Raw genomic sequence first — 25,019 nt, forward strand, 5'->3', positions numbered from 1 at the left:
GGAGCCGGAGCCGGAGCCGGAGCCGGATCCAGAGCCAGAACCGGAGCCAGAACCGGAGCCGACGGGTGCCGTCGGGGCGGCGGAGCCGGGGGGCGCCACCGGCCCGGTGCGGCCGTCTCCGCCCGCGCCGTCGCCCTTCGCGTCCCCTCCGGCTGCTGCTCCGGCTGCCGCTCCGGTGCCTTTCAACGCGCCCCCTTCACCGTTCAGCGGTCGGCCTCGATGCCTCCCGGCTCCCGCACCCGGTTCAGGCCCCGGCTGCCGGGCCGGTGCGTGGTTCTCACCCGGCTCGCTCAGCGCACGGCGCTGTTGCCGCAGGTCCCGGCGCCGGCCGAGCCCGGTCTCCACCGTACGCAGTCGCGTCTGCCCGGCGGTGATGAGGCCGGGTACCCGGCCGGTGAGGTCGCTCGGCAGCGCGGTCGGTCGTTCGGCACGGCGCCCTCTCAACGGTGTCCGCGGTTCCGCAGGGCGATGACGGTTTTGCCGCGTGCCCCGCCGGTCCGGCTGCGGTCCAGGGCCTGCGGGGCCTTCTCCAGCGGGAGTTCGGTCTCGATGGGGACGCGCAGGATGCCCTCCGCGACGCCCGCCGCCAGCACGTCGAGCAGGACCGGGCTCGGATCGAGGCGGAAGTCGACACCCCGCACCCCGCCGGGGAGCTGCGCCGCACCCGCGACCGCGCGGGTGGAGAGCGCGATGCCGCCGCGCCGGAGCGTACCGGCGTGCGCGGCGAACGCCTCGGGGGTCGCGGAGGCCAGGTCGGCCAGCGCGTCGACACCGTCCGGGCAGGCCGCCCGTATCGCGTCGGCCGCCGGACCGTCCGTGACGTCGATCGTGGCGGCGGCGCCCAAGGACCCCATCCTGGACCGCTCGTCACCGCGTACCGCCGCGATCACACGCACGTCCCGGGCCCTGGCGAGCTGGGTGAGACAGCTGCCGACGCCGCCCGCGGCCCCGACGACCAGCAGGCTCTCGTGGCCGCGCAGCGCCACCGCCTCCAGGATCTGGGCCGCGGCCATCCCGGCCGACGGCAGCGCGGCCGCGACCCGGGAGCCGAGGCCGGGCGGGACCAGAGCGATGGCGGAGTCCTGCGGCACACAGACGTAGTCGCCGTACGTCCCCGCACCTTCGGCCGGGCCGCCGGACCGGCCGAAGACGTGGTCGCCGACCCTGAAGCGGTTGTCGCCGCTGCCGATCATGTCGACCCGGCCCGCGTAGTCCACGCCGACCACCAGCGGGAAGAGCTGAGGGACGAGGCCTTCCCGGGTGCCTTCCCCGGTACCGTCCACGAGCTGCCGGTCGAGCGGGTTGACCGAGGTGTACTCGACCCTGACCCGTACCTCACCCGGTCCCGGATCCGGTTTGGGGACCTCGGCCAGGCCGGGACCGGACCGGAACGTGCTGACGGCGATGGCTCGCATACGGCAGACCCTCCAGTAGCCCCCGGCAGTCACCCCCTCCACTCTTCCCCGGCCCGCCGAAGCCCGCACCTCGGCATGGGCGGGCCCCGGCCTCAGCCCCGTTCGCGCAGGTCCAGGGCGACGAGGAGCGCGCGGTGGTCGGTGCCGGCGAGGCGCAGGAAGCGGGCCGAGCGGACGGAGAACTCCTCGCTGACCAGCACATGGTCGATCTGGGCGCGCAACGGTGTGGCGCGGTCGGCGGGCCAGGAGTACGTACGGGAGGAACCGGCGAGGCGGGCGCTGTCGTGGAGGGAGCCCGCGTCCAGGACGGCCCGGAAGGCGGCGTGGTCCTGGGAAGCGTTGAAGTCTCCTGCCAGGACGGTGGGTTCCGCCCGTACGGCGGCTGCGAGGTCGCGGATCCGGCCGAGTTCGCGGCGCCAGACGGACACCCCGCCGGGGACCGGTGGCATGGGGTGCGCGAGCTGGAGACGCACCTCGCGGCCCGCCACGGCGGCGACCGCTCCCGGCATCGCCATCGTGCCCCCGACCCGGCCCGCCGTACGCAGCGGAAACCCGCTGAGGATCGCCGAGCCGAGCGAACCGTCGAGCCGGACGACCTCGCGGTACGGGTACGAGGCGGCCGGGACACGGGCGGCGAGGGCGTCCGCGCACGCGAGGTCGCACTCCTGGACGAACACCACATCGGGCCGTTCACGGCGGACCGTCGCGATCAGCCCGTCCGTCGCGTCACCGAACTCCACGTTGGCGGTGAGGACGTCCAGCCGCGCCGCCACCGGACCTCGTGCGCCCGTGCTGCCGGGGCCGTACGGGCGCGTGAACCACACGGTCAGCGTGAGCGCCACCACCGCCCAGACCAGGCCGCCGCGCCACCGGGCCAGCGCGGCCAGTCCGAGACCGGCGGCGCCGGGCACCAGGAGCCAGGGCAGGAAGGCCAGGGCCTGCGGGACGGGGGTCGGGCCGTCGGCGCCCGCGGCCCGGAAACCGATCACCAGGCTCACTCCGGTGAGGAGGAGGGCGGTCGCGCAGAGCGGGACGGCCCTGAAGGCGGCGGTCCGCTCATGCCCGGCCCGGGGCGGCAGCGGTCCGCTCATGCCCCGTCGGGGGCCGGCAGCACCCGCTGGGCCCAGATCCGCGCCGCCACCGCGCACACGGCCACCGCGAGTCCCGTACCGAAGACGATCCACACCGTGGTGCGCAACGCCCCGGTCAGCGCGTCGTACACCGCCGCCGCCCCGTCGGTGTCGCTGTCGGGCACCTCGGCCAGCACCCGGTTGCGGGCCAGCGCGATCCCCCCGCGCAGCACCAGGGCGCCGAGGGCGAAACCGGCCCCGGCGACGGCGGTGGCGGCGAGCGCCGCCAGGGCCGGGCCCCGGCGGCCGGGACCGCCGCGCACCCAGGCCAGGACGATGGCGAGCAGCGCGAACACGAGCGTGCCGACGGTCGGCCACACACTGGCGGTCCGCAGCCACTGGAAGCTGTGGCGCATCTGGTCCGCGCGGTCGGCGGAGACGATCTGGATGGCGGTGTGCTGGACGGGGATCTGGTCGGCGAACGGCACCCCGTTGTCCACCAGGTTCTGCCTCACCTTCTCCGCCACGGGAGCCAGATCGATGGTGACGCTCTCACCGCTGTCGCCGTCCAGCGCCGCGGTGACGGCCTCGTGCGCGGTGCGGTTGGCGGCGTTCCAGGCGGCCTGGAAGGCGTCGGTGGTGGTGAAGGACAGCACGGCCTGGTGGAGGAAGTCACGGACGGTGCTCTGGAGCGGGCCGACGTCGATCTGCTTCATCGCCTCGTCGGTGATCAGGTCGGCGACGGTGTTCTGCACATCGGGGTCGGAGGCGAGCGGCGCCACCGCGGCCACGTAGCGGTCCGTGTCGTCGATCTCCAGATCGACCCAGGCGGAGAGCGCGCTCAGCGGTACCAGGACGGCGAGCAGCACCAGGAACACCACCGAGAGAGCCGCCGAGAAATAGGTCCGCACCTCACCAGGGAACCGCGAATGCCGGGGCGGCGCCCCGGGCCATGGGCCATCCGAGTTGCCGGGGCCGACGGCCGGGTGTGCTCTTGAAGGGAATCCCGAGAGAACTTCGGGTGGGCCCTCGAAGAGAGCCGGGAGAGAGCCGGGAGAGAGCTGGGGGAGAGCCGGAGGAAGGCCGGGAGAGAGCTGGGGGAGAGCCGGAGGAAGGCCGGGGGAGAGCCGGGAGAGGGACCGAAGAGAAATGCGGGGGCGACGGAAGGAGCTCGCTGCCATGTCCGCACACGCTTCGGTGCAGGCACGCGGAACGCACGCGCGTGCCCAGCGCCATTCCACGCTCAGCTGGGCCGTGCCCCTCACGCTCGGCGTGATCCTCGGCTGGTACGCGACATCCATCGTCCGCGGCGGCGGTGTGCTGACCGGCACGCAGCTCGCGCTCGGACTGGTCTCCGGGGCTGTGCTCGCGGCGGTCTGCTTCGGACTGGGCCGGGTGCAGAAGCGCCTGCCGGCCGAACTCGCGGCGGTCGCGTACGGCGCGCTGTTCGGCGGGTCGGTCGGCTTTCTCTACAGCCTGTCCGGCAAGAGTGTGCTGTCCGCGTCCGTGCTGGGCCTGCTGACCGGGGCGGCCATGCTGGTGGCCGCGTTCTACGCCTTCTACACGAGGAAGCGCTGAGCCCCGCTTCCGCACGTCAGGGGCCGAGCCCCGCACGGCACTCTCCGGACGGGCCCGCGCCTCCTCGGTTTCGACGAGGACCGGCGCGGGCCCGTCCGCCTGCCGGGCGTCGTCCCACACCGTGCCCGGTGCCGGTCGCGCCCGGTCAGTTGCGCACCACGGTCACCGGGCACGGTGCGTGCTGGGTGACATGCAGGCTGACCGAGCCGAGCAGCGTGGCCTTGAAGGGGCTGCGTCCGCGCGCTCCGACCACCAGCAGATTGGCGCCCTCCGCCCGGTCGAGCAGGGCCTGGGCCGGGTTGCCGATCACCACGACCTTGCTGACCTCGGCCGCGCGCGCACCGCCGAGTGCCTCCTCCAGCGCCTCGGTGAGCGACACGGTGGCCAGCGCCTGCGGATCGAAGTCCTCCGGCATGCCCGGCATCATCGACGCCCAGCTGGTGGCGGGGTACTCCCAGCTGTTGACGGCCTCCACCGTGTCACCGGTCAGCTCCGCCTGGCGTACGGCCCAGTGCAGCGCCTTGATCGACGACTCGGAGCCGTCAACGCCCACCACGATCCTGCCCATCTCTGCCTCCAGCTCGGTTCCGTTGGGTCGAGCGGGTGCGTGGTGACGGGTACCCGTACCACGCACCTTCGTGTGCAACTGTAGTCAAACCATACGAAACCACAGTTCCAGGGGGTGTTCAGCGACCGGTCAGGGGCCTGCGGTCAGTCCAGGCGGAGATCGGCCAGCTGCCGCTCGAACGGGACCACCTCGTCGTCGAGTCCGAGGGACCTGGAGGCGCCGGAGACCGCGCGGCCGCCGGTGATCGCCTGTGCCAGCTCACCGCCCGCGCGCCGGATCCGGGCCGGCAGGCCCTCGGTGTACTCGTCGCCCGAGGAGCCCCAGTCCTCCGACGCGGCGTACACCGACGTCGGCAGCGTGACGGCCCGCAGATAGGCGAAGAGCGGACGCATCGCGTGCTCCAGGACCAGCGAGTGCCGGGCGGTCCCGCCGGTCGCCGCGACGACGACGGGCTTGCCGGTCAGCGCGGTGTTCTCGACCAGGTCGAAGAACGACTTGAACAGGCCGCTGTACGAGGCGGTGAAGACCGGGGTGACGGCGATCAGACCGTCGGCCCCCGTCACCGCGCCGATGGCCTCCTCCAGCCTGGCCGACGGGAACCCGGACACCAGGTTGCCCGCGATGTCGACGGCCAGGTCGCGCAGTTCGATCACACGGACCTCGACCGGGCGGTCCTGGCTCTCCTCCAGCCGCTCCCGGGTGGCGGCGGCCAGCCGGTCGGCCAGCAGCCTGGTCGACGAGGGGCTGCTCAGCCCCGCCGAGACGGCGGTGATCCTCAGCGGTTCGGTGGCGAACACGGTGTCAGCTCTCCTTCGCGGCAGTGGTGGCGGCGACGGCCGGGTGCAGGGGCGCGGACTCGGGCACCCCGGCGGGCCGCAGCGCGGCGAACTCCTTGCGCAGTACGGGCACGACCTCCTCGCCGAGGATGTCGAGCTGCTCCAGGACCGTCTTGAGCGGCAGTCCCGCGTGGTCCATCAGGAACAGCTGGCGCTGGTAGTCGCCGACGGCGTCCCGGAAGGACAGCGTCCGCTCGATGACCTCCTGCGGGGAGCCGACGGTCAGCGGCGTCTGCTGGGTGAAGTCCTCCATCGAGGGCCCGTGCCCGTAGACCGGCGCGTTGTCGAAGTACGGGCGGAACTCCCGTACCGCGTCCTGCGAGTTCTTGCGCATGAACACCTGCCCGCCCAGGCCCACGATGGCCTGCTCGGCGGTGCCGTGGCCGTAGTGGGCGTAGCGCTGCCGGTAGAGGTTCACCATCTTCTTCGTGTGCTCGATGGGCCAGAAGATGTTGTTGTGGAAGAAGCCGTCGCCGTAGTACGCGGCCTGCTCGGCGATCTCCGGGGAGCGGATGGAGCCGTGCCAGACGAACGGCGGTACGCCGTCCAGCGGGCGCGGGGTCGCGGTGAAGGACTGTAGCGGCGTACGGAACTTCCCCTCCCAGTCCACGACGTCCTCGCGCCACAGCTTGTGCAGCAGGGCGTAGTTCTCGATGGCGAGCGGGATGCCCTGGCGGATGTCCTTGCCGAACCAGGGGTAGACCGGGCCGGTGTTGCCCCGGCCCATCATCAGGTCGACGCGGCCGTCGGCGAGGTGCTGGAGCGTGGCGTAGTCCTCGGCGATCTTCACCGGGTCGTTGGTGGTGATCAGGGTCGTCGAGGTGGACAGGATGATGCGCTCGGTGCGGGCGGCGATGTAGCCGAGGGTGGTCGTCGGGGAGGACGGGACGAACGGGGGGTTGTGGTGCTCGCCGGTCGCGAAGACGTCGAGGCCGACCTCCTCGGCCTTCCGTGCGATGGCGACGGTGGCCTTGATCCGCTCGTGCTCGCTCGGCGTCGTGCCGGTCGTCGGGTCGGTGGTGATGTCCCCGACGGTGAAGATCCCGAACTGCATGGCGCCCGCCTCCAGGTGATCGCTTCAGGTAGTTGAACGTTGAACTAACTCGCACACCTTACAACGGAGCGCCTCGTCCTCCTATTCCGCGGTGGCCGTACCCCCTCCGCTGCGCTCCTCGACCCACCGGGTGGCCCGCTCGATCGCCTCGCGCTGGGCCCCGAAGATCTCCTCGCGCGCGGGCACCACCTGGTCGTCGCCGAGCTCCGCGCCGAGACCGGTCCGGCGCAGCACCGCGAGCAGCCCCGGCCGGACCCCGGCCAGATAGAGCCGGCCGCCGTGGGCGTCCAGCTCCTCGGCGTACCGGTCGAGCAGCTTCACCACCGCCGAGGACGGGATCTCCGGTGTGGTGCGCAGCGTCAGCACCACGGCCGACCCCCGTGCCTGCGAGATGTCGGGCCACTGGGCGTCGATCCGGGGGACCTCGGCGAACAGGCCGGCCCCGCCGTAGAAGAGGACGGTCACCTCGCCGGGCCCGATCCGGGCGGGCGGATCGGTGAACCGCCAGCTCCCGGGCGTACGGCCGTGCTCAAGCCCACGCAGCCCGCTCTGCCGGGCCGCCTGCACGCAGTACAGCAGCAGCGAGAGCATCGCCCCGATCACGATGGCCTGCTGGAGGGGCAGCTGGGTGGTGGCGACGAACGTGACGATCATCGCGGCGGCCGGCAGCGGGGATGTGCGCAGCACCAGCAGGATGTCCTTGCGGCGCCCCAGGATCAGCTCGCAGCCGATCACGATGATCAGGCCGCCGATGACCGGCATCGGGATCCGCTCGGCCAGTGAACCGAGGGTCAGCACCAGCAGCGCCAGCCACAGCCCGGCGAAGACGCCGGCTCAGCGGGTGCGCGCGCCCGCGCTGACGGCGACCCCGGTACGGGACATGGAACCGCCGGCGGGCAGCGCGCCGAACAGCCCGCCGCCGATGTTGCCGATCCCCTGGGCGACGAAGTCGCCGTCGACGGACGACTTGGAGCCGTCGGGGTTGCGGACGGTCGGGCCGATCGACGCCGCCTGGGCCAGGGCGACCAGCGCGACGGCGAAGGCGCCGGGCAGCAGCGAGCCGACGGCGGACAGGTCCGGGGCGGTGAAGTGGGGCAGCGCCGCCGGGATCTTCGCGATGTCCCCGGCCAGCTCCACATCGACCGACAGCAGCCCGACGCCCAGGCTGACGGCGACCAGGGCGACCAGGACCGAGACCGGTTCCAGCCGCCTGACCAGCCGGACGAGCGCCCAGACGGCGACCGTGGCCAGTGCGGTCAGGGTGGTCGTGAGCTTCCAGTCGCCGGCATGGATCACCCAGTCGGCCAACTGGGTGAGGCGGTTGTGGCCGGCGGGCCTGTAGCCGGTGGCGTCGTCGAGCGAGCCGGTGATGATCTGGAGGGCGATCCCGGTCGAGAAACCGGTCATCACGGCATTGGAGACGAAGCTCATCACCGCACCGAGCTTCAGCAGCCCGAGCACCGCCATGACCAGCCCGGCGAGTACGGCGACCGTGGCGATGTTCCCCGCGTCCCCGGGGTCCAGATGTGCCCCGGCCAGCACGCTCTGCGAGGTCAGGGCGATGGCGGAGGTGAGGGTCGTGACCATGAGGACGGTCCGGGCGAAGAACGATCCCAGGATCGTGGGAACGACACCCGCGTAGATGCCGGAGACCGGATTGAAGCCACCGATCGCCGCGTAGGCCATGCCCTCGGGGATCGAGAAGAGCCCGGTGACCAGGCCGGCCGAGACGTCGGAGGGTTTCGGCCGGCCCAGCTTGGTCTTTATGCCCGCCTCGCTCATGACAACTCAGTAGAACCCAGTCGAGTTATGTGCGCGTTTCATCACCCATGGGTGACTCGTCACCGGGGCGGAGGCGGTCATGAGGGCGCCGGACCCGGGTGTGCACGCGGCCATGAGCGGAACCGGACCCCGGTCCGGCGGAATTCCCCGTGACCGGACCGCGCCCCGGTTAAGCTCTGCCCATGACCTTCGTACCGCGCCGGAACTGGTGGCGCTCCTCCTAGGAGCGGCCACCTCTTCAGCGCGGGACCAGGGCCGTTCGTCACGGACGGCCCTTTTTCTCTGCCCTTCTCCGGTACGGGCTCCGAGCCCGGCGAGGGCCGTCCTCCACGCACACACCATCGCGAGGAGAGACCAGCCATGACCACGACCCACCCGGGCCCCACCGCCGCACTCGACGAGCGGATCGAGCGGGACCCCGCCGCCTTCCGGGTCCTGACCGGCGACCGTCCCACCGGGGCGCTGCACCTCGGGCACTACTTCGGCACCCTCCACAACCGGGTGCGGCTCCAGAATCTCGGGGTGGAGGTGTTCGTCCTCGTCGCCGACTACCAGGTGCTCACCGACCGGGACGTGGCGGAACGGCTCACCCCGGTCATGGAGGGGCTGCTGCTGGACTACCTGGCCGTCGGCATCGACCCGGAACGTTCGGTGATCTTCAACCACAGCGCCGTACCCGCGCTCAACCAGCTGCTGCTGCCGTTCCTGAGCCTGGTCTCCGTCGCCGAACTGGGGCGCAATCCCACGGTCAAGGACGAGATCGCGCACTCCCGGCAGGCGGCCGTCAGCGGGCTGATGTTCACCTACCCCGTCCATCAGGCGGCCGACATCCTCTTCTGCAAGGGCAATCTGGTGCCGGTCGGCCAGGACCAGGTGCCCCATCTCGAAGTGACCAGGACCGTCGCCCGGCGCTTCAACGAGCGCTACGGACAGCTCTTCCCGGAACCCGAGGCGCTGCTCTCCGCCGCGCCCCTGCTGCTCGGCACCGACGGCACGAAGATGAGCAAGAGCCGCGCCAACTCCGTCGCGCTGAGCGCCGACGCGGACGAGACGGCCCGCCTGATCAAGGGCGCGACGACGGACGCCGAGCGGCACATCACCTACGACCCCGAGGGGCGGCCCGGGGTGTCCGGTCTCGTGCGGCTCGCCGCGCTCTGCCTCGACCGCGATCCGCACGACGTGGCCGAGGAGATCGGGGGCCGGGGCGCGGCCGCGCTGAAGCGGACCGTGACCGACGCGGTCAACACCCGGATGGCACCGATGCGGGCCCGACGGGCGGAACTGGCACGGGACATGGGGTACGTGAGATCCGTACTGCGGGCCGGCAACGAACGCGCCAACGCCGTCGCCGACGTGACGCTCGCGGAGGTGCGGAAGGCGATGGGCGGCCTGTTCTGAGGGGGCGCGGGACGGTGCCCGGGACCAGGGCGCGGGCCACTGCCCGGCGGGCGGGGCGCGGGAGCTGAGGTGCGGGTGTCCGGGGGCCGGGGCGCGGAACGGTGCTCAGCGGGTGGGGCCGTGATGCCAGGGCGAGTACGCCTCCCAGGAGTCGCCGTGCTCCTCCTGGCCGGGCTCGTCCGCCGGCCGGCCGCCCCGGGCCTCGATGTCCAGGATCAGCGCCGCGATGTTCCACGCGTCGTCGGCGCCGCTGTGGTGGCGGCCCTCCAGGGGAAGGCCCGCGATCTTCAGGGCCGTGTCCATGCCGGGGCGTTTGCGCAGGCCGTGGACCGAGGTGAAGGGGATCTTGGCGTTGGCGTGGCGGCGGCCGAACGGGTACGGGGTGCCGGTCGCCCGGCACTGCCGGAGGAACTGGTTGCGGTCGTAGTCGCCCCAGCTCGCCCAGGGCCGGGACCCCGCCCGGTGCTCGGACGCCAGCAGCCGGCAGGCGTCGGCGAAGGGGAGTCCGGTGGCCACCTCGGCCTGGGTGAGGCCCGTCAGCCCGGTGCAGAAGGCGCTGACCGAGGAGCGGGCCGGCCGGACCAGGATGCGGTGGCGGGCCAGGCGTTCGCGCGCCCGCAGATCGACGACGGTCAGCCCGATCTCGATGATCTCGCTCACCGCGCCCGGCGGCGGCTGCCCGTCCCAGCAGGTCGCCTCGATGTCGACGACATTGAGCAGGTACTCCGCCGGTTCCTGGTCCATGAACGCCACGGTAGGCGGACCGGCCCGCCCAAGCACTCCGATTTCCGGGGCACCCGGGCGGGCCGGTCCGTCAGTTCCGGGTCAACGAGCCGCGCCTGCGCAGCAGTTCCGCCAGGCCTCGGCGGGTCGCGGCGATCACCACCCGGTCGGTGGGCTGAAGGACGTAGCCGGGGTGCAGGTTCCAGACGAGGCCGCCCGGCCGGTCCTGGGCGGCACCGGGGGTCTGCGGGGGCGGGGCGGGGGCGGTCAGGTCCGGCCGGCGGTCGGCGGGCGCGGCCACGTCCAGGGCGAGGACCCGCCACGCCCCGGCCCGGAACGCCTGCTCCACGGTGCGGCCCTCCAGCTGCGAGTGCCCCGCCACCTCCACCGCCGCGAACAGCATCACCTTCCGTTCGACCGGCACCGCGCCCAGGATCTGGCGGCCCATCATGGCGACGGCGAACGAGGGCGCCGCCAGATGGGAGACCGAGCGGGAGCGGGTCAGCGCCTGCGGGTGGGCGGTGCGCAGGGTGCGGTAGACGGCGGTCGCGAACTCGTCTTCGAACAGCCGCAGCGTCACCCGCAGATCCGGCTTGACCGAGCGGGCGTACAGCGCGGCCTCCAGATTGGTGGTGTCGATGCTGGTCAGGGCAAGCAGGGCACGGGAGCGGCGGATCTTCGCCGCCTCCAGGACGCCTTCCTGCGTGACGTCCCCGATGACCACCGGTACGTGCAGCCGGCGGGCCACCGGGATGCCCCGGGCGTCCGGGTCGTCCTCCACGCACACCACGGGGATGCCGAGTTCGCGCAGCTGGACCAGGACCCGGGTGCCGATCTTGCCGAGTCCCAGCAGCACCACGTGCCCGGAGAGTCCGCGCGGCGGGCGGCGCAGCGAGGAGGCCGTCCGGAGTGAGCCGAAGGCCTCCAGCACCCCGGCCACCAGCAGCGGCAGCAGCATCAGCCCGGCGACGCCCGACAGGAGCTGGATGATCTGGCGGGCGGTCTCGTCCCCGATGGCCGGGTCGCCCATCGCGAACAGGTCGAGCAGGGTGAGGTAGGCGGCGTGCAGCGGATCGTCCCCGGTGGTGAACGAGGACGCCACCGCGAGGGCCACCACGGCCAGGCCGACGCCCAGCGCGGACCAGCGCAGCCGACGCGAGAAGACCTGGCTCAGCGGTGCTCCCCGGCCGCGCATCCGGCGCCGGGGCCCGGCCTGGCCGACCTGGCTGACCGCTTCCAGGACGATCGTCCCGCGTCCCGTCGCGGCGGCCACCTGCGCCTGGTCGGGCAGCAGCCGGGGCCCCTCGTCGCCGCTGCTGTCGGAGCCCTCGGTGCCCGCCGGGTCATGGGTGGTGGAGGAGAGCAGGGCCAGCGTGCACAGGCCCGGGTCGGCGACCCGGCCGTCGCCGGGCGGGGTGCGCTCGGCCGCCCGCAGGAGCAGGCCCTCCGCCTGGATCACCTTGCTGGAACCGGCGAGCGCCGTCGCCGCGAGGGCGGGGGCCGCGGTGTCTGCGTCCGACAGGACGGTGGTGGAGGCGTCCAGCGCGGACGGGTCGATGCCGGGCGACGCGACGGCGGCCGTCTGGTCGAGCAGCGCCTCCAGATGCTGGCCGAGCTTGCGGTTGTAGAGCCGGATCACCAGCCGCAGACGGGGGTTGAGCCTGCGCGCGGTCAGCGCGGCGCGGATGTTGCGCTCGTCGTCGTCGTAGACGAGGGCCAGGGCCGCCGCGGATCCGACGCCGGCCTCCTCGAACGCCTCGTCGGACGGTTCGGCCGCCTGGAGAATGCGCACCGCCTCCACACCGGCGTTCGTGTCGCTGTCCCCGGTCCCGGAAGGGCCGTTGCCGAAACCGCCGTTCCCGAAACCGCCGTTGCGGTTCATCGCCGACGACATCCGGCCGAACAGCGCGGCCGCCCGGCCCCGCCCGGTCAGCGGCAGTTCGGGTCTGGACGCGCCGGGGTCCGGCGGCAGGACCAGGGTGACCCGCTCCCCGTAGACGTACCGCAGCTCCACCGCGAGCCGCTGGGCGAGCGCGTCGTCACCGCAGACGACCATGTGACCGGAGAACGGCGAGCGTTGGGGTTGCTGAGGAAGAGACGTCACATGACCCAGCATGCCTTGCCCTCTTCTCCTGGTCGGTACGGTTCAGTGGTCCTCGTGTGTTCCGGACGCCGGGCGGGCGAGCGGCCGGCGCGGGTCGGCGGCCCGGCCGATCGCGGTCTCGACCGCCGCGATCCGGTCCGCGAGCAGCCCGAGCGCGGCCACCGCACGGGTCAGCGGATCGCCTTCGGCCCCGCCGAGCGCCTGTTCGCGGACGTACGAGGCGGTGACGGCGGACCACCGCTCGGCCTGCCCCGGGGTCAGCGTGCCGCGCAGGGCCCCGAGTTTCAGCAGGGCCCCTTCGGCGCCCGAGGTCAGCGTCTGCGCCTCGCCCGCGTAGTGGTCCTCGATGACGGCGGACAGTTCGGCGTCGTTCATCACGGGCACGATGCGCTCGGCGATCCGGTTCATGTTGCGGTACGAGCCCTGGAGACGGAACGGCGGCTCGGTGCGCGCCGCGTCCGTCTGAGCGGCCGACGCCATGTACGCGGCGTTGACCGCGAGGACGGTGTCGCGGGCGTGCAGCAGATGGCGGAGCACGGCGGTGATCCGGTCCACCTCGGCCGGTGTGCAGGGGTGCTGGAGCCGGTCCGCGCGGGCGGTGGCATCGGTGCCGGAGGCGAGCCGCAGCAGCAGTGCGAGGTCCTCGCGCGAGCGGCCCGCGAGCGGGGCCAGCACCGGGTTCGAGGTCAGCGCGTTCTCGACGAAGCTCAGGGCGAAGACGTCCTCGCGCCCGCTCAGCACCTCGCCCAGGTTCCAGACGTCGGCCCGGTTGGCGAGCATGTCGGGGACCCTGAACCGTTCCCCGGACTCGGTGTACGGGTTGCCCGTCATGCACACGGCGAACCGCTTGCCCCGCAGGTCGTGGCTGCGCGGCTCGCCGTCCCGTACGCCCTCGATCCGGCGGGTGGCGTCGCAGAGCGGGATGAACTTCTGGAGCAGTTCCGGCGAGGTGTGCTGGATGTCGTCGATGTGGAGCAGGGTGTTGTTGCCCGCCTCCAGGGCGAAGTTGATCTTCTCGATCTCCTGGCGGGCGGTCGCGCTGCGCGCCTGCGCGGGGTCCAGCGAGGTGACGTCGTGGCCGAGGCTGGGGCCGCTGACCTTGACGATGACCAGGCCGAGCCGGTCGGCGACGTACTCCATGAGCGTCGTCTTGCCGTAGCCGGGCGGCGATACGAGCAGCAGCAGGCCCTGCGAGTCGGTGCGCCGTCCGGCGTCGGCGGTGCCGAGCTGCTTGGCGAGGCTGTCGCCGATCAGCGGCAGGTACACCTCGTCGAGCAGCTGGTTGCGGACGAACGCCGACATCACGCGCGGCCGGTGGTCGTCCAGCCGCAGCCGGGCGCGTTCGGTGGCGACCAGGGCGGTGCGCCGCCGCTGGTAGGCACGGAAACCCGGGACGACTGCCGTACGGAACTTCTCGGTACGGAACAGGAGTTCATCGATGCGCACGGTCATCCGGCCCCGCTCGGCGCGCGGGTGGACGCCCAGCAGGCCTTCCACGGTCTCGGTGAGCGGGGCGTCGCCCTCGTAGCGGGCCAGGACCGGCTCGGGGCAGAGCTCGACGGCGACGGCCTCCGCGAGATCGTCCGCGTCCAGGTCCGTGCCGCTCGCCCGCGCGTACGAGGTGAGCCAGCCCTCGACGAGCTGGCGGCGGGCCGGCAGATCGTCCCCGAGGGCGGCGAGATCCTCGTCGTAGGCGGAAGTGCCAGTGGTCCGGCGGAACTTGTCCAGGAAGGTACGGACGGACGCGGCGGTGACGAAGCCCTCGGGCCCGCTCGTCAGCTCCTCGAAGAGGTAGCCGGCCACGGCGCGGCCATGGTCCCCCCGTACGGCCGCCGCCCACTCCTCCTGGAGTTCGGTGACGGCCGGGGTGAGGCCGAACGTCGCGCGGGCGCGCGCCAGTGAGCGGGCCCGGCGGGTCCAGGACGTCCGGCGGACTTCGTCCGTCCCGTACGCCCAGAAGAGCTGGGCGGCGGCCCGCACGGCGGGGGTGAAGCGCAGCAGCCCCGCGGCCGCGTGCAGCCGCAGCAGGGCGGCCAGGATCGCCGTGGCGTCCTCGTCGTGGACGCCGCGCTGATACCCCTCGTCGTACGCGGCGGCGGCCGACTCCCGCACCAGAGAAGCGAGTTCGGCGTCGCCCAGGGAGCGCAGCGCGTCCGCGCCGTGCTCGTCGAGGAGCCGGGCGGCCAGGTGTTCGCCCCGGTAGACGGACGGGGACTCGGAGGGCAGCAGCTGGTCCCAGTACGGGCGGGTGGCGGTGAAGTCCGGGTCGGTGACGGGGGCCCGGTAGTCGGTTCCGGTGACGGCGAACGCGAGCCCGTCCCCCTGCGGCACCAGAGTCAGCTCGAACGGCTGGGTGTTCACCGCGAAGCGGTGCCGGCCCAGCCGGATCGTCGCCCCGCCGTCCGCGTAGAGCTCGCCGCGGTCGCGCAGCGCACGCCCCGCCTCCTGGCGGGCGGCCAGCAGCTGCCCCTCCAGCTCCTCGGCCCTGACCGTGTCACCGAGTCCGCGCAGCTCGTCGGCGGTGCGGCGGATCTTGGCGACCATCGGGTCGGAGGCGAAGTAGGTGTGCACGGCGTCCGTGTCGGACAGGGTGGAACCCCGGCGCGCGATGGTCTCCAGCACCCGGGCGGCGGAGGCCGCGAGGCGCTCGGTCCGGCGGGCGAGGGCGTCCTGGAGGGCCTGCCGGCGGGCCGAGAACGCCTCGTACACCTCCGTCCGCCGCTCACCCAGCTCGGCCAGGAAGTCGTCGAACTCGGCGAACCGGGCCTCCAGGTTCTCCAGTTGGAGCAGGAGCCGCGCAAGCTGGTCGTCACAGGTGTCCGGGGTGTCCGCGGCGGCCAGCCCGGCCGTGACGGCCTGCCCGAGCAGCGCGAACTCGGCGGCGAACTCGGCCCGGCCCTCCTGGTCGAGCAGCGCGCGGCGGCGGGCTTCGAGTGTGGCGCGGGCCCGGTTCACCCCGCCGAGCACCTCCGCGATCCGCTCCAGGATGGAGGTGCGGACCACGCCGTCGCCGATGTCGAGCCCGGCGACGACCTCCGTCACCGTGCTCAGCCCGTCCGTCATCCCCGCCAGCCGCTCGCCGAGCGCGGTCGCGTCGGTGACGGTGGCGAGGGCGGCGGCCTCCTCGGTGTAACGGGCGACGTCCTCGTGGTAGCCGGTGAACGCGTCGTCCCCGGACAGGAACGCGACCGCGCGCCGGCCCGCCGCGGTGAGGTCCTCGGCGGTGGCGGCGGTGAGTTCGGCGATCCGCCCGGTGTCGGCGTACCGCATCTCCGCGAGCGACGCCAGATGGCCGTGTGCCGCCCGCAGCCCGGTCAGCCGGTCGACCCAGTCGGCGGCCGTGCGGGGTGCCTCTCCCCGGACCCGGCGCACGAGTGCGGTGATCCGGTCCGCCGTCTCGGCAAGCGCCTCGGCGGCCTGCCGGGTCTGCTCCTGTACGGCGCCGAACTCGGCCAGCACCTGCTGGGCGGTATCGCGCAGTGCGGCCAACGGCTCAGCGAGGGAGCCGAGTTCGCTCTCCTCCAGCCAGTGGTACCGATCGGTGGCGCGCGAGCAGTCGGCGACCAGACGGGCGTACACGGCAGTGGTCGAGGTGGTTGTTTCGGCGCTGTGCGCGAGCGCGAGGCAGTCGGAGATGCCACGCACGAGGTCGGCGTTGCCGACCCGGGCGAGCGGGCCCGTCCCGACGGGGCGGGAGGCCGCGTAGGTGTCGGAGACGTACGGCGTCCGCCAGCGCCGCACCGGATGGACGCGGGCCGGACCCTCGTCCCCTCCCTCCACGGGGTCCCGCAGCAGCACGAGCGTGCCGTCGTCGAGCAGCGCGTGGCCCCGGCCCTGGAGCGGGGTGGCGACCTCCTGCCGGATCACGTTGTACGGGAGCAGCAGGCTCCGCCCGTCCTCCCGCGAGCGGAACACGTACAGGACGTCCTCGCCGTTGGGGGAGCGGACGGCCCCTTCGAAGACCGGGCCGGTGAGCGGCCGGGCGATGTCGAAGGTCTTGGCGGTGCCGGCGGTCAGGTAGTAGCCGCCGGGGAAGATGATCCCCTGGTCCTCGGGGAGCCGGTGGCAGGCGGGGCCGATCCCGTCCAGCCGCTGGACGGTGCCGAGCAGCCGGTTGAAGACGAGATGGCGCCAGGCCTCCTCCTTGTACGGGCGGATGCGCAGCAGCACGAGCGGGCCGCTCCGCGCGTACTCGACCTCGGCGTCGGCGAGCGACTGGAGGGGTTCGGCGACCGGCTCCCGGTAGATCCCGTCGGGGGTCTCCGTGTCGTCCTCGGTCTTGAGCGTGAGATACCCGCCGAGCGTGGAGACGAAGAGCGGCGCCGGGTCCCCCTCCCCGGTGCTGCCCGTGTCGTCCGTGCCGATGGCGATGTGCGGGTGCCGCCCGGCGATGTGCGCCTCGCGGCCCGCGACGGTCCAGGTGAAGTCGTGCGACGGCGGGAACACGTGGTCGCGCTCGCCGCGCGCGTCGAGGAAGTCACCGGGCGAGCCGTCGGCGTCGAGCGCCCAGCGCAGGACGCGGATGTCCTCGGCGGTGTCGCCGGTCCGGAACACGGCCAGGAGCCGGCCCTCGGTACGGCGGAGCCGGAGCAGCCGGGTGTCGCGGTAGTAGCGGTGCAGGCCGGTGAACTCGCGCACGAGTGCTTCGTCGGTGAGGAGCGGGTGGCTGCCGGGCCCGAGGTCGGGGCCGTACAGCGCGAGTACCTCCTCGACGGCGGGCTCGTCGCTCCGGCCGGGGCCGCGCTCGAAGCCGAACAGCAGCTGTCCGCCGATCGCGACGAGGTCACGGGGGACGGAGGGCCGCTCGGTACGGATCCGCTCGCTGCCGAGCAGGCGCAGGCCGGTGGAGCCGAACTCCTCGGTCCGGCGTGCGTTGAGTGCCTCGGCACGGCGGGCGAGCTCGGCGGCCTGGGTGCGCAGCCGCCGCCGCAGCACGTCGTAGACGCCGTCCTCGGGGCCGTCCGGGGGCGATGTGATGGCGGTGTCCATGCGGTGCGGCTCCTTACGGGGCGGGTGGGTGGGCTGCGGCGTCGGTGTCCCCGGTCGCCGGGCGGGCCGGGTGTGCGGCCGGTGGTGTTCCCCGTTGCCGGGCGGGCCCGGAGTGCGGCCACTTCCGGCCCGTCCGGCGACCGGGGACGGACGGACCCGCTACGTCACCGGCGTACCGTTGCGGGACGGGTTCGCCGCCGCGCCGACCGGTACGTCGGCCAGTCCCAGCGACCGGGCGTGGTCGAGGAGCTGACGTACCTGGTCCGCGCCCGCGCCACCGCCCGGCGCGGCCATCATCCGCATCAGCAGCGCCGACACCGTCAGGTTCTGCACATCACCCGACGACACCGAGCCCAGCACCCGGGTCAGGTCGTCCGTGAACGACGACGTGCCGTTCAGCCACGCTCCGCCCAGCGCCTTCGCCGTGTCGGAGTTCTCGACGAACCCGTCGAGGCTCTTGCCCATCGAGATGGACGAGACCAGCCGGTCGAAGAAGACCGACTCCCCGCCGACGATGTCGATGTCGGCGTTCTCCAGGCCGGTGGCCAGCACCGTCGCCTGCGCCTCGGCGACCTGCCGCTGGACCTCCATCCCGGCGAGCCGGATCTCCTTCTCCGCGGCCAGCCGCAGCCGGTACTCCTCGTGTCCGCGCGAGGCGTCGTCGAGTGCCGCCATCGCGGCCGCCTTCTCCGTCAGCCCCGCCGCCTCGGCCTTCAGCTTCTCGCCGATCATCGCCGCCTCCGCGGCCGCCTGGGCCTGGGTGCCCTCGGCCAGCGCGAGCGCCTTGAGCCTGGCTCCCTCCGCCTCGGCCCGCAGCCGGGCCGACGCCGCCCCGGCCTCGGCCAGACCGGTCTTCTCCAGGACCTCGGCCGCCGCGTCCCGCACCTGCACGTCCGCGAGTCCGGGGGCCGCCGACTCGGCCTGGATCCCCTCGGCCAGCCGCAGCTTGGCCCGCGCGTCCAGATCCGCGGTCTTCAGCCGGGCCTCGGCGAGCGTCAGCTGCTCGGCGGCCCGGTGCGTGGCCGCGGCCTCGGCGGCCTCCGCCGCCTTGATGTCCTTGACCAGCTGCTCCTGCGCCTCCGCCTCCGCGGCGATGATGACGGACTTGCGGGTGCGCTCGGACTCCTCGACGGACCGCAGGGTCCTGATGGACTCCTCCTGCTCGGCGACCGTACGGTCCACCGCGATGCGCTCGCGGATCACGTCGGCGACCTCACGGCGCTCCGCCTCGACCTCCTTCGTCGCGGCGATGCGGTCGAGCTCGGTCTGCCGCTCGCGTCCGATGACTTCGATCAGCCGGTCCTTCTCGATGCGCTCGTTCTCCACGGCGATGACCCGCTCGCGGTTCTTCTGCGCGACGGCGATCTCCCGTGCCTGGTTCTCCCGCTGGATGCCGAGCTGCTCCTCGGTCCGGATGAACGCGGCCTGCGCGCCCAGGCGTTCCTCCTCCTGGACCCGGGCGGTTGCGGCCTCCTCGCGGGCGCGCAGCGTCTCGACCTCGCGGCGCTGCTTGATCTCGGCCTCGGCCTGCCGGCGCTCCAGCTCCAGGATGGTCTCCCGGGCGTCCACGTCCTGCCGGGTGATCTCCTTCTGCTCGGTGCGCTGGAACTCGTTGGTCCTCACGTGCTCGATCGCGGTGAGCTCGGTGATCTTGCGAATGCCCTGGGCATCGAGGATGTTGGCGCCGTCGAGCTGTGCCATGGGCGTCTGCTCAAGGAAGTCGATCGCCGCGTCGTCGAGGTGGTAGCCGTTCAGATCGGTGCCGATGACCCGGATGATCCGGTCCCGGAACTCCTCGCGCTTGGTGTAGAGGTCGACGAAGTCCAGCTGCTTGCCGACGGTCTTCAGCGCCTCGGAGAACTTCGCCGCGAAGAACTCCTGGATCGCCACCTTGTCGCTGGCCCGTTCCGTACCGATGGCCTGGGCGACCTTGATGACGTCCTCGACGGTCTTGTTGACCCGGACGAAGAACGTGATGTGGATGTCGGCGCGGATGTTGTCCTGGCAGATCAGGCCCTCGCGCCCGGTGCGGCGGATCTCGATCGTCTTGACCGAGATGTCCATGGACTCGGCCTTGTGCAGCACCGGCAGGACGACGGCGCCGGTGAAGGTCACGTCGACCTTCTTGGTCTTGGAGATGATCAGGGCCTTGCCCTGTTCCACCTTGCGGAAGAGCCGGGTGACGATCAGCAGCAGGGCGATCGCGATGAGCAGGACCACGGCGATGAGCAGGCCGAGGCCCAAGGAGATGGCTTCCATGACAGTCCTTGGCGGCTGGTGGTACGGAAAGGGAAAAGAGCGGAGTGACGTGGGTGCGCGCGGCACACCGGCCGGGCGGCACAGGGCGGCTCGGGGCGGTGCGGGGCGGCACGACGGACGGGCGGTGCGGCTCCGGGCAGTGCGGCACTCCGGCCGGGCACTGCCCCGGCCGGGCGGTGCGACGCCCGGATCAGGCGGTGCGGCGGCGCCGACGTTCCGGGGCCGGCGGCGGTCCCGGGTCGAGCGCCCGGTCGTACGGGGAGACCCAGAAGAACTCGCCGGCCTCGTCGTACGCGTACAGCAGCCCCGCACTCCCCGCCGTGAACGCGGTCTCGGCCGGTGCCAGTTGGCGCACCTGGACGATCGCGGTGGACCCGTCGGCCGCGGCGACCTCGGCCTGGCCGAAGTCCGTACCGACCGTGCCGGTACGGATCGTGCAGACCCGACCCAGGAAGTCCTGGCGCGATGGAGGAGGCTCGTCGGCGAAGAAGCGGCGGAAGTGGCGCACCAGCAACCGCACCACGACCCAGGCGACCAGCAGCGCGCCGGCGAGGACGCCGAAGGCGAGCGCGGCCCGGGTGGTGCCGGTGGTGTCGCCGCGGTGCAGCAGGACCGTCCCGGTCAGGGCGGTGAACCAGCCGACGGCCACCATCACGGAGACCGAGACGGTGACGGGCACGCCGCCGATGCCGGCGAGATCGGTGTCGAGGTCCGCGTCGAACGAGTGGTGGTCGGCCGCACCGGCCAGTACGAGAAGCCAGAAGGCGATGACGACCACGAGCGCCGCGGAGAAGAGAACGGCCGGGAAGGACTGCGCCGCAGTCAGAAACTCCCGCATAGGTCCACCCCCTGCCCGCTGTATCCGGCGGCTTCCGCCGGAGCGTGTCGCAGGGTCCGGCGGTGACCCCGGAGCCGCAGTGCCGTCCCAACGACACTGCGACAGCCGGGTCTTCCCCCGTCCCCCTGCACCCCCGTGTTTCCCCCGTGGTCCCCCGGGCTGGTGCTGACGGGATCGTGTCATCTACAGGTGGTCGGCCGCATTGCCGGACTCCGGCAGTCTTTCTCTGTGCTCGATGCCGGGCACCGGCATGGGCGTGTATGCGTTGTGTAAATATCAGTGCCGTATCAGCAGAGGGGGCGGGCGCGTGGCGGAACCGGTGATTCCCGACAGTTTCCTGGAGGGCTACGCCCAGATCCTGGGCGAGGTCGCCGTCTCCGGCCGACGGCTCACCAGGGAGGAGCTGGACACCCGCCGCACCCTCGGCAGGCAGGCCGCGGAGGCCGGACACCAGCTGCGCGCGCTGGTCCGTATGCACCTGGCCGAGACACGGACGAACTGGCCCGCCGCCGCCCCCGGAGCGACCGCTGCCACCACCGCGGCGTCCACGGAGAGCGTGCTGGTCGTGGTGGAGCAGACGGTCGACGCGTTCGCCGAGGGTTTCGAGCGCGCCCAGCGCCTCACCGTCCGGCGGGAGGAGGCGGCCCGCCGGGAGTTCATCGACGACCTGCTGTACGGGCGCAGCGATCTCGGCCGGCTCGCCGAGCGCGCCACCCGGTTCGGGCTGCGGCTCTCCCGTGCCCACGCCGTCGCGGTGGCGGCGGGCCCGGAGGCGTACACCGAGACCGATGCCGTGCCGAGGCAGGTGGAATCGGCCCTGCTGGCCCGGTTCAGCGGCCGCAAGATCCTCCTCACGACGAAGGACGGCCGGCTGATCTGTATCGCGCCCGGCAGCCAGCCCGATGTCCTGCGGTTCTTCGCCAAGCAGGCGCACGCGGCGACGGACGGCGGCCGGGTGGCCATCGGCCGTGCCCACCGGGGGCCCGGCGGTGTGGTCCAGTCGTACGACGAGGCGCTCGACGCGCTCGACCTGGCGGACCGGATGGGTCTGGACGACCCCGTGCTGTACGCGGCGGATCTGCTCGTCTACCCCGTGCTGACCCGGGACCGGCAGGCGATGGCCGATCTGGTGCGCAGCGAGCTCGGCCCGCTCCAGCAGGCGCGGGGCGGCGCGGAGCCGCTGCTGAAGACGCTCTCCGTGTACTTCGACTCGGGCTGTGTCGCGGCCGAGACGGCCCGGCGGCTGGCACTGAGCGTGCGGGCGCTGACCTACCGGCTGGAGCGGATCCACCAGCTCACCGGCTCCGACCCGTCCGACCCGATGCACCGCTACTCCCTCCAGACCGCGGTGATCGGGGCCCGGCTGCTGGACTGGCCGGCCAAGGAGATCTGAGCGCTCCGGGCTCCGGACCGGGGGCGGAGGGCTCAGACCCCGGGGGCTGTCCGGCCGTCCTCCTCGCTGCCGGATTCCGGCAGCGTTGTTCCTCGGCCGGGCTCCCCACGTGCGGGGATGCCGACCTCCGCCTAGCGTGATCAGTCGGGGGATTCCGGTGCAGCGAGGGAGAACCGCACCATGGCCCGACACGCACGTCAGTCAGGGGAACCGTCCGGGGAAGGGCCACGGGGACGAGTGGTCACCCAGCAGGCGTCCGGGACGGCACCCGGCCAGGAGCGCGACCGGGGGCCCTCCCACCGGTGGTGGGTGCTGGGGGTGATCGGGCTGGCCCAGCTGATGGTGGTCCTCGACGCGACCATCGTGAACATCGCGCTGCCCTCCGCCCAGCAGGACCTCGGCTTCAGCGACGGAAACCGTCAGTGGATCGTGACGGCGTACGCCCTCGCCTTCGGCTCGCTGCTGCTGCTCGGCGGGCGCATCGCCGACCTGGTCGGCCGCCGGGTGGTGTTCCTGACCGGGCTGGTCGGCTTCGCGGTCGCCTCGGCCATCGGCGGCGCCGCACCGAGCTTCGAGATCCTGGTGCTGGCCCGCGCCCTGCAGGGCATGTTCGGCGCGCTCCTCGCCCCGGCCGCGCTCTCGCTCCTCACCACGACGTTCACCGTGCCCAGGGAACGGGCGAAGGCCTTCGGTATCTACGGCGCCATCGCGGGTGCGGGCGGTGCGGTGGGGCTGCTGCTCGGCGGGGTGCTCACCGAGTACCTGGACTGGCGCTGGTGCCTGTACGTGAACCTGCTGTTCGCGGCCGTCGCCTTCATCGGCGGCTCACGCCTGCTCACCGCCGGCGCGCCCGCCGACCGCCCCAGGCTCGACATCCCGGGCACCCTGCTGGTCTCCGCCGGGCTCTTCTGCATCGTGTTCGGCTTCTCCAAGGCCGAGACGAACCCCTGGAGTTCGCCCCAGACCTGGGGGTTCCTGCTGGCCGGTGCGGTGCTCGTGTCCGCGTTCGCGTGGTGGCAGACCAGGGCCGTACATCCGCTGCTGCCGCTGCGCGTGGTGCTGGACCGGGACCGGGCGGCCTCGTTCCTCGCGATGTTCATCTCCGGCGCCGGAATGTTCGGCGTGTTCCTGTTCCTTACGTACTACCTCCAGAAGAGCCTGCTGTACTCGCCGGTCTCCACCGGCGCGGCCTTCCTGCCCATGGTCGCCGTCATGATCGTGACGTCCGTGACGACGACGAACACGCTGGTGCCGAGGTTCGGGGCCAAGCCGATCGTGCCCCTCGGCATGGGTATCGCGGCAGCCGCCATGGCGTGGATGACCACCCTGGACCTGAGCAGCGGCTACCTCACCCATGTGCTGCCCCCGCTGATCTGCCTGGGCCTGGGCCTCGGCATGATCTTCGCGACGGCGATGAACCTGGCCACGGCCGGGGTCGCGCCGCGCGACGCCGGGGTGGCCTCCGCGATGGTCAACACCAGCCAGCAGGTCGGCGGCTCCATCGGTACGGCGCTGCTGAACACCCTGGCCACCAGCGCCGCCACCGACTATCTGGTGGGCCGCAGGCCCACCCCGGCCGCGGTTGCCCAGGCCCAGCTGGAGAGCTACTCGACCGCCTACTGGTGGTCGGCCGGCTTCTTCGCCCTCGGGCTGCTGGTCACGGTGATCCTCTACCGCCGGGGCGCACCCCGCCCCCACCTCGCGGAACCCGAGGCGGCGCGGGCCTGAAACAACCGGGCCACGCGGTTTCAGCGGCTGCCGCCCGCGCGTCCGGCGCTCTCCACCAGCGTGACGAACGGGATGGACTCGCCGGCCAGCCGGTAGCCCTCGGCGCTGCCGTCGAGCGTGAACCCCATGAACGCGGTGAGCCGTCGGGCGGTCCGGGGATGGCGGGGCGCGTACCGCGACATCAGGGAGCCGCCCTCCTCGGCGGGCAGGACGTACGCCGTCACGGCGTGGAACCTGCGCCCGGCCTGCACGGTGGCGTGCGGTGTACGGAGCAGGTTGCGGAACCAGTCGGCGCTGGGGCCGAAGCCGGAGACGACCGTCCAGCTCCGCCGGCCGTCCACGGTCGCGGACTCGATGACCTCGATCACCGTCCGCCGGGAGAGTCCCGTGATGCGCCCGGTATGCACGAGGAGCAGCAGGCGGCCCCGGAACAGGGGCCCGAGGCCCGCGCGGAACATATGAACGGGCAGCCGGGCGGCGGTGCGCCGCGGACCGGTCGGCAGCGGCGGTCGCTGCGGGCCGGGCGAAGATGCGGTTTCAGACGTCACGGTGCAAATTTTGCACAGTCCAATGGTGGTGTCATGGCGTTGAGCTGCGGATTCGGTACCGGTTGGACACCGTTTCGGCCTCGGTCCCGGTCCGACTCCGTTCGGGCCTCGGTACGGCGCCCGGATTCGGGCAGGGTCGTTCGGCACGGTACAAAGAGGCATGACCGCGCACGAACAGTCATCTCAAGAACGACCGTTTGTCCCGGGCAGGGACGACGTCGACGCGGTGACGCGCGCGGTGCTCACGGCGTCCCGGCTGCTGGTGGCGGTGTCCGCCCGTTCGCTGGCGACGGTCGAGGAACGGGTGACGCTGCCCCAGTTCCGGCTGCTCGTGGTGCTGGCCACGCACGGGGACGCCAAGCTGGTCTCGCTCGCGGAGCGGCTGGGCGTGAACCCGTCGACGGCGATGCGGATGGTGGACCGGCTGATCGCCGCCGGTCTGGCGGAGCGGCAGGTGAACCCGGCCAACCGCCGGGAGACCTCGCTGCGGGTGACACCCGAGGGGTGCCGGCTGGTGGAGGACGTCACGTCCGCCCGCCGCCGGGAGATCGCCGCCATCGTCGAACGCCTCGCGCCGGAGCAGTGCACCGCGCTGGTCGACGCGCTGACGGCGTTCACCGCGGCGGGCGGTGAGCCGGCCGTGCCCGGGGGCGGAGCGGACGCCTACCCCCTGGGCTGGGTGCCCGAGCTCCCCGCCCCCCACGACAGCTGACGGCTGCCGGCGGCACGGGCGCGG

Annotated in this window: 19 protein-coding genes; 5 read left to right on the forward strand and 14 right to left on the reverse strand. The window is 72.8% G+C overall.

The genetic code is table 11. The annotated features are described in order from the left end of the window. Window positions 1-440 precede the first annotated feature (440 nt). From ACZ4LX_RS07685 to ACZ4LX_RS07695, 3 genes are all read right to left on the reverse strand, one after another. Window positions 441-1,415 carry an NADP-dependent oxidoreductase gene (locus ACZ4LX_RS07685; protein ID WP_467640184.1) on the reverse strand — a complete coding sequence of 325 codons (975 nt, stop codon included), beginning with the start codon at window positions 1,413-1,415 and terminating at the stop codon, window positions 441-443. A 92-nt stretch (window positions 1,416-1,507) separates the two neighbouring features. Next, complete coding sequence (locus ACZ4LX_RS07690) at window positions 1,508-2,506, reverse strand: endonuclease/exonuclease/phosphatase family protein (protein ID WP_467640181.1); 999 nt, start codon at window positions 2,504-2,506, stop codon at window positions 1,508-1,510. Further along, entirely contained in the window at window positions 2,503-3,396 is an 894-nt protein-coding gene (locus ACZ4LX_RS07695; RefSeq protein ID WP_467640178.1) for a hypothetical protein, read from the reverse strand. The genes ACZ4LX_RS07690 and ACZ4LX_RS07695 overlap by 4 nt, the downstream gene beginning before the upstream one ends. Before the next feature lie 268 nt (window positions 3,397-3,664). Here ACZ4LX_RS07695 and ACZ4LX_RS07700 point away from each other — a divergent pair, with 268 nt between their 5' ends. After that, window positions 3,665-4,063: a hypothetical protein gene (locus ACZ4LX_RS07700; protein ID WP_467640175.1), complete on the forward strand. Its 399-nt coding sequence runs from the start codon at window positions 3,665-3,667 to the stop codon at window positions 4,061-4,063. A 145-nt stretch (window positions 4,064-4,208) separates the two neighbouring features. Here the strand turns inward: ACZ4LX_RS07700 and ACZ4LX_RS07705 are convergent, their stop codons facing one another. The 5 genes from ACZ4LX_RS07705 to ACZ4LX_RS07725 form a co-directional block, all read right to left on the reverse strand. Beyond that, entirely contained in the window at window positions 4,209-4,631 is a 423-nt protein-coding gene (locus ACZ4LX_RS07705; protein WP_467640172.1) for a universal stress protein, read from the reverse strand. Window positions 4,632-4,774: 143 nt separating this feature from the next. Further along, the gene (locus tag ACZ4LX_RS07710; protein ID WP_467640168.1) at window positions 4,775-5,428 is read right to left on the reverse strand and encodes an FMN reductase; all 654 of its coding nucleotides are present in this window, start codon (window positions 5,426-5,428) and stop codon (window positions 4,775-4,777) included. Between the two features lie 4 nt (window positions 5,429-5,432). Next, on the reverse strand, window positions 5,433-6,521 hold the full coding sequence (locus tag ACZ4LX_RS07715; protein ID WP_467640165.1) for an LLM class flavin-dependent oxidoreductase: 1,089 nt from the start codon (window positions 6,519-6,521) through the stop codon (window positions 5,433-5,435). Window positions 6,522-6,602: 81 nt separating this feature from the next. Next, window positions 6,603-7,319 (reverse strand): STAS domain-containing protein, encoded by a 717-nt coding sequence (locus tag ACZ4LX_RS07720; protein WP_467640162.1) that lies wholly within the window; start codon window positions 7,317-7,319, stop codon window positions 6,603-6,605. 36 nt (window positions 7,320-7,355) lie between these two features. Continuing rightward, on the reverse strand, window positions 7,356-8,303 hold the full coding sequence (locus ACZ4LX_RS07725) for a SulP family inorganic anion transporter (protein ID WP_467640159.1): 948 nt from the start codon (window positions 8,301-8,303) through the stop codon (window positions 7,356-7,358). A gap of 360 nt (window positions 8,304-8,663) precedes the next feature. Between ACZ4LX_RS07725 and trpS the strand changes: the two genes are divergently transcribed. After that, window positions 8,664-9,701: a tryptophan--tRNA ligase gene (gene trpS / locus ACZ4LX_RS07730; RefSeq protein WP_467640156.1), complete on the forward strand. Its 1,038-nt coding sequence runs from the start codon at window positions 8,664-8,666 to the stop codon at window positions 9,699-9,701. A gap of 105 nt (window positions 9,702-9,806) precedes the next feature. Here the strand turns inward: trpS and ACZ4LX_RS07735 are convergent, their stop codons facing one another. The 5 genes from ACZ4LX_RS07735 to ACZ4LX_RS07755 all read right to left on the reverse strand — a co-directional run bounded on the left by ACZ4LX_RS07735 (window position 9,807) and on the right by ACZ4LX_RS07755 (window position 20,614). After that, the gene (locus tag ACZ4LX_RS07735; RefSeq protein ID WP_467640153.1) at window positions 9,807-10,445 is read right to left on the reverse strand and encodes a 3'-5' exonuclease; all 639 of its coding nucleotides are present in this window, start codon (window positions 10,443-10,445) and stop codon (window positions 9,807-9,809) included. A 70-nt stretch (window positions 10,446-10,515) separates the two neighbouring features. Further along, on the reverse strand, window positions 10,516-12,540 hold the full coding sequence (locus tag ACZ4LX_RS07740; RefSeq protein ID WP_467640150.1) for an NAD-binding protein: 2,025 nt from the start codon (window positions 12,538-12,540) through the stop codon (window positions 10,516-10,518). A gap of 30 nt (window positions 12,541-12,570) precedes the next feature. Continuing rightward, window positions 12,571-17,517 carry a DNA repair ATPase gene (locus ACZ4LX_RS07745; RefSeq protein WP_467640148.1) on the reverse strand — a complete coding sequence of 1,649 codons (4,947 nt, stop codon included), beginning with the start codon at window positions 17,515-17,517 and terminating at the stop codon, window positions 12,571-12,573. A 159-nt stretch (window positions 17,518-17,676) separates the two neighbouring features. Beyond that, the gene (locus ACZ4LX_RS07750; protein WP_467640145.1) at window positions 17,677-19,776 is read right to left on the reverse strand and encodes a flotillin family protein; all 2,100 of its coding nucleotides are present in this window, start codon (window positions 19,774-19,776) and stop codon (window positions 17,677-17,679) included. Window positions 19,777-19,966: 190 nt separating this feature from the next. Next, a complete protein-coding gene (locus ACZ4LX_RS07755) occupies window positions 19,967-20,614 on the reverse strand; it encodes a hypothetical protein (protein ID WP_467640142.1) in 648 nt (215 codons plus the stop codon). Window positions 20,615-20,921: 307 nt separating this feature from the next. Between ACZ4LX_RS07755 and ACZ4LX_RS07760 the strand changes: the two genes are divergently transcribed. After that, window positions 20,922-22,007 carry a PucR family transcriptional regulator gene (locus ACZ4LX_RS07760; protein ID WP_467640139.1) on the forward strand — a complete coding sequence of 362 codons (1,086 nt, stop codon included), beginning with the start codon at window positions 20,922-20,924 and terminating at the stop codon, window positions 22,005-22,007. A gap of 180 nt (window positions 22,008-22,187) precedes the next feature. Next, the gene (locus ACZ4LX_RS07765; RefSeq protein WP_467640136.1) at window positions 22,188-23,735 is read left to right on the forward strand and encodes an MFS transporter; all 1,548 of its coding nucleotides are present in this window, start codon (window positions 22,188-22,190) and stop codon (window positions 23,733-23,735) included. A 20-nt stretch (window positions 23,736-23,755) separates the two neighbouring features. Here ACZ4LX_RS07765 and ACZ4LX_RS07770 read toward each other — a convergent pair whose 3' ends face one another. Then, a complete protein-coding gene (locus ACZ4LX_RS07770) occupies window positions 23,756-24,283 on the reverse strand; it encodes a nitroreductase family deazaflavin-dependent oxidoreductase (RefSeq protein ID WP_467640134.1) in 528 nt (175 codons plus the stop codon). 160 nt (window positions 24,284-24,443) lie between these two features. On the opposite strand from ACZ4LX_RS07770, the gene ACZ4LX_RS07775 reads away from it, so the two are divergent. Further along, window positions 24,444-24,995, forward strand: coding sequence for a MarR family winged helix-turn-helix transcriptional regulator (locus tag ACZ4LX_RS07775; RefSeq protein ID WP_467640131.1), 552 nt, complete (start codon window positions 24,444-24,446; stop codon window positions 24,993-24,995). The last annotated feature ends 24 nt before the right edge of the window (window positions 24,996-25,019 follow it).

Source organism: Streptomyces sp. NPDC026062 (assembly GCF_055568375.1).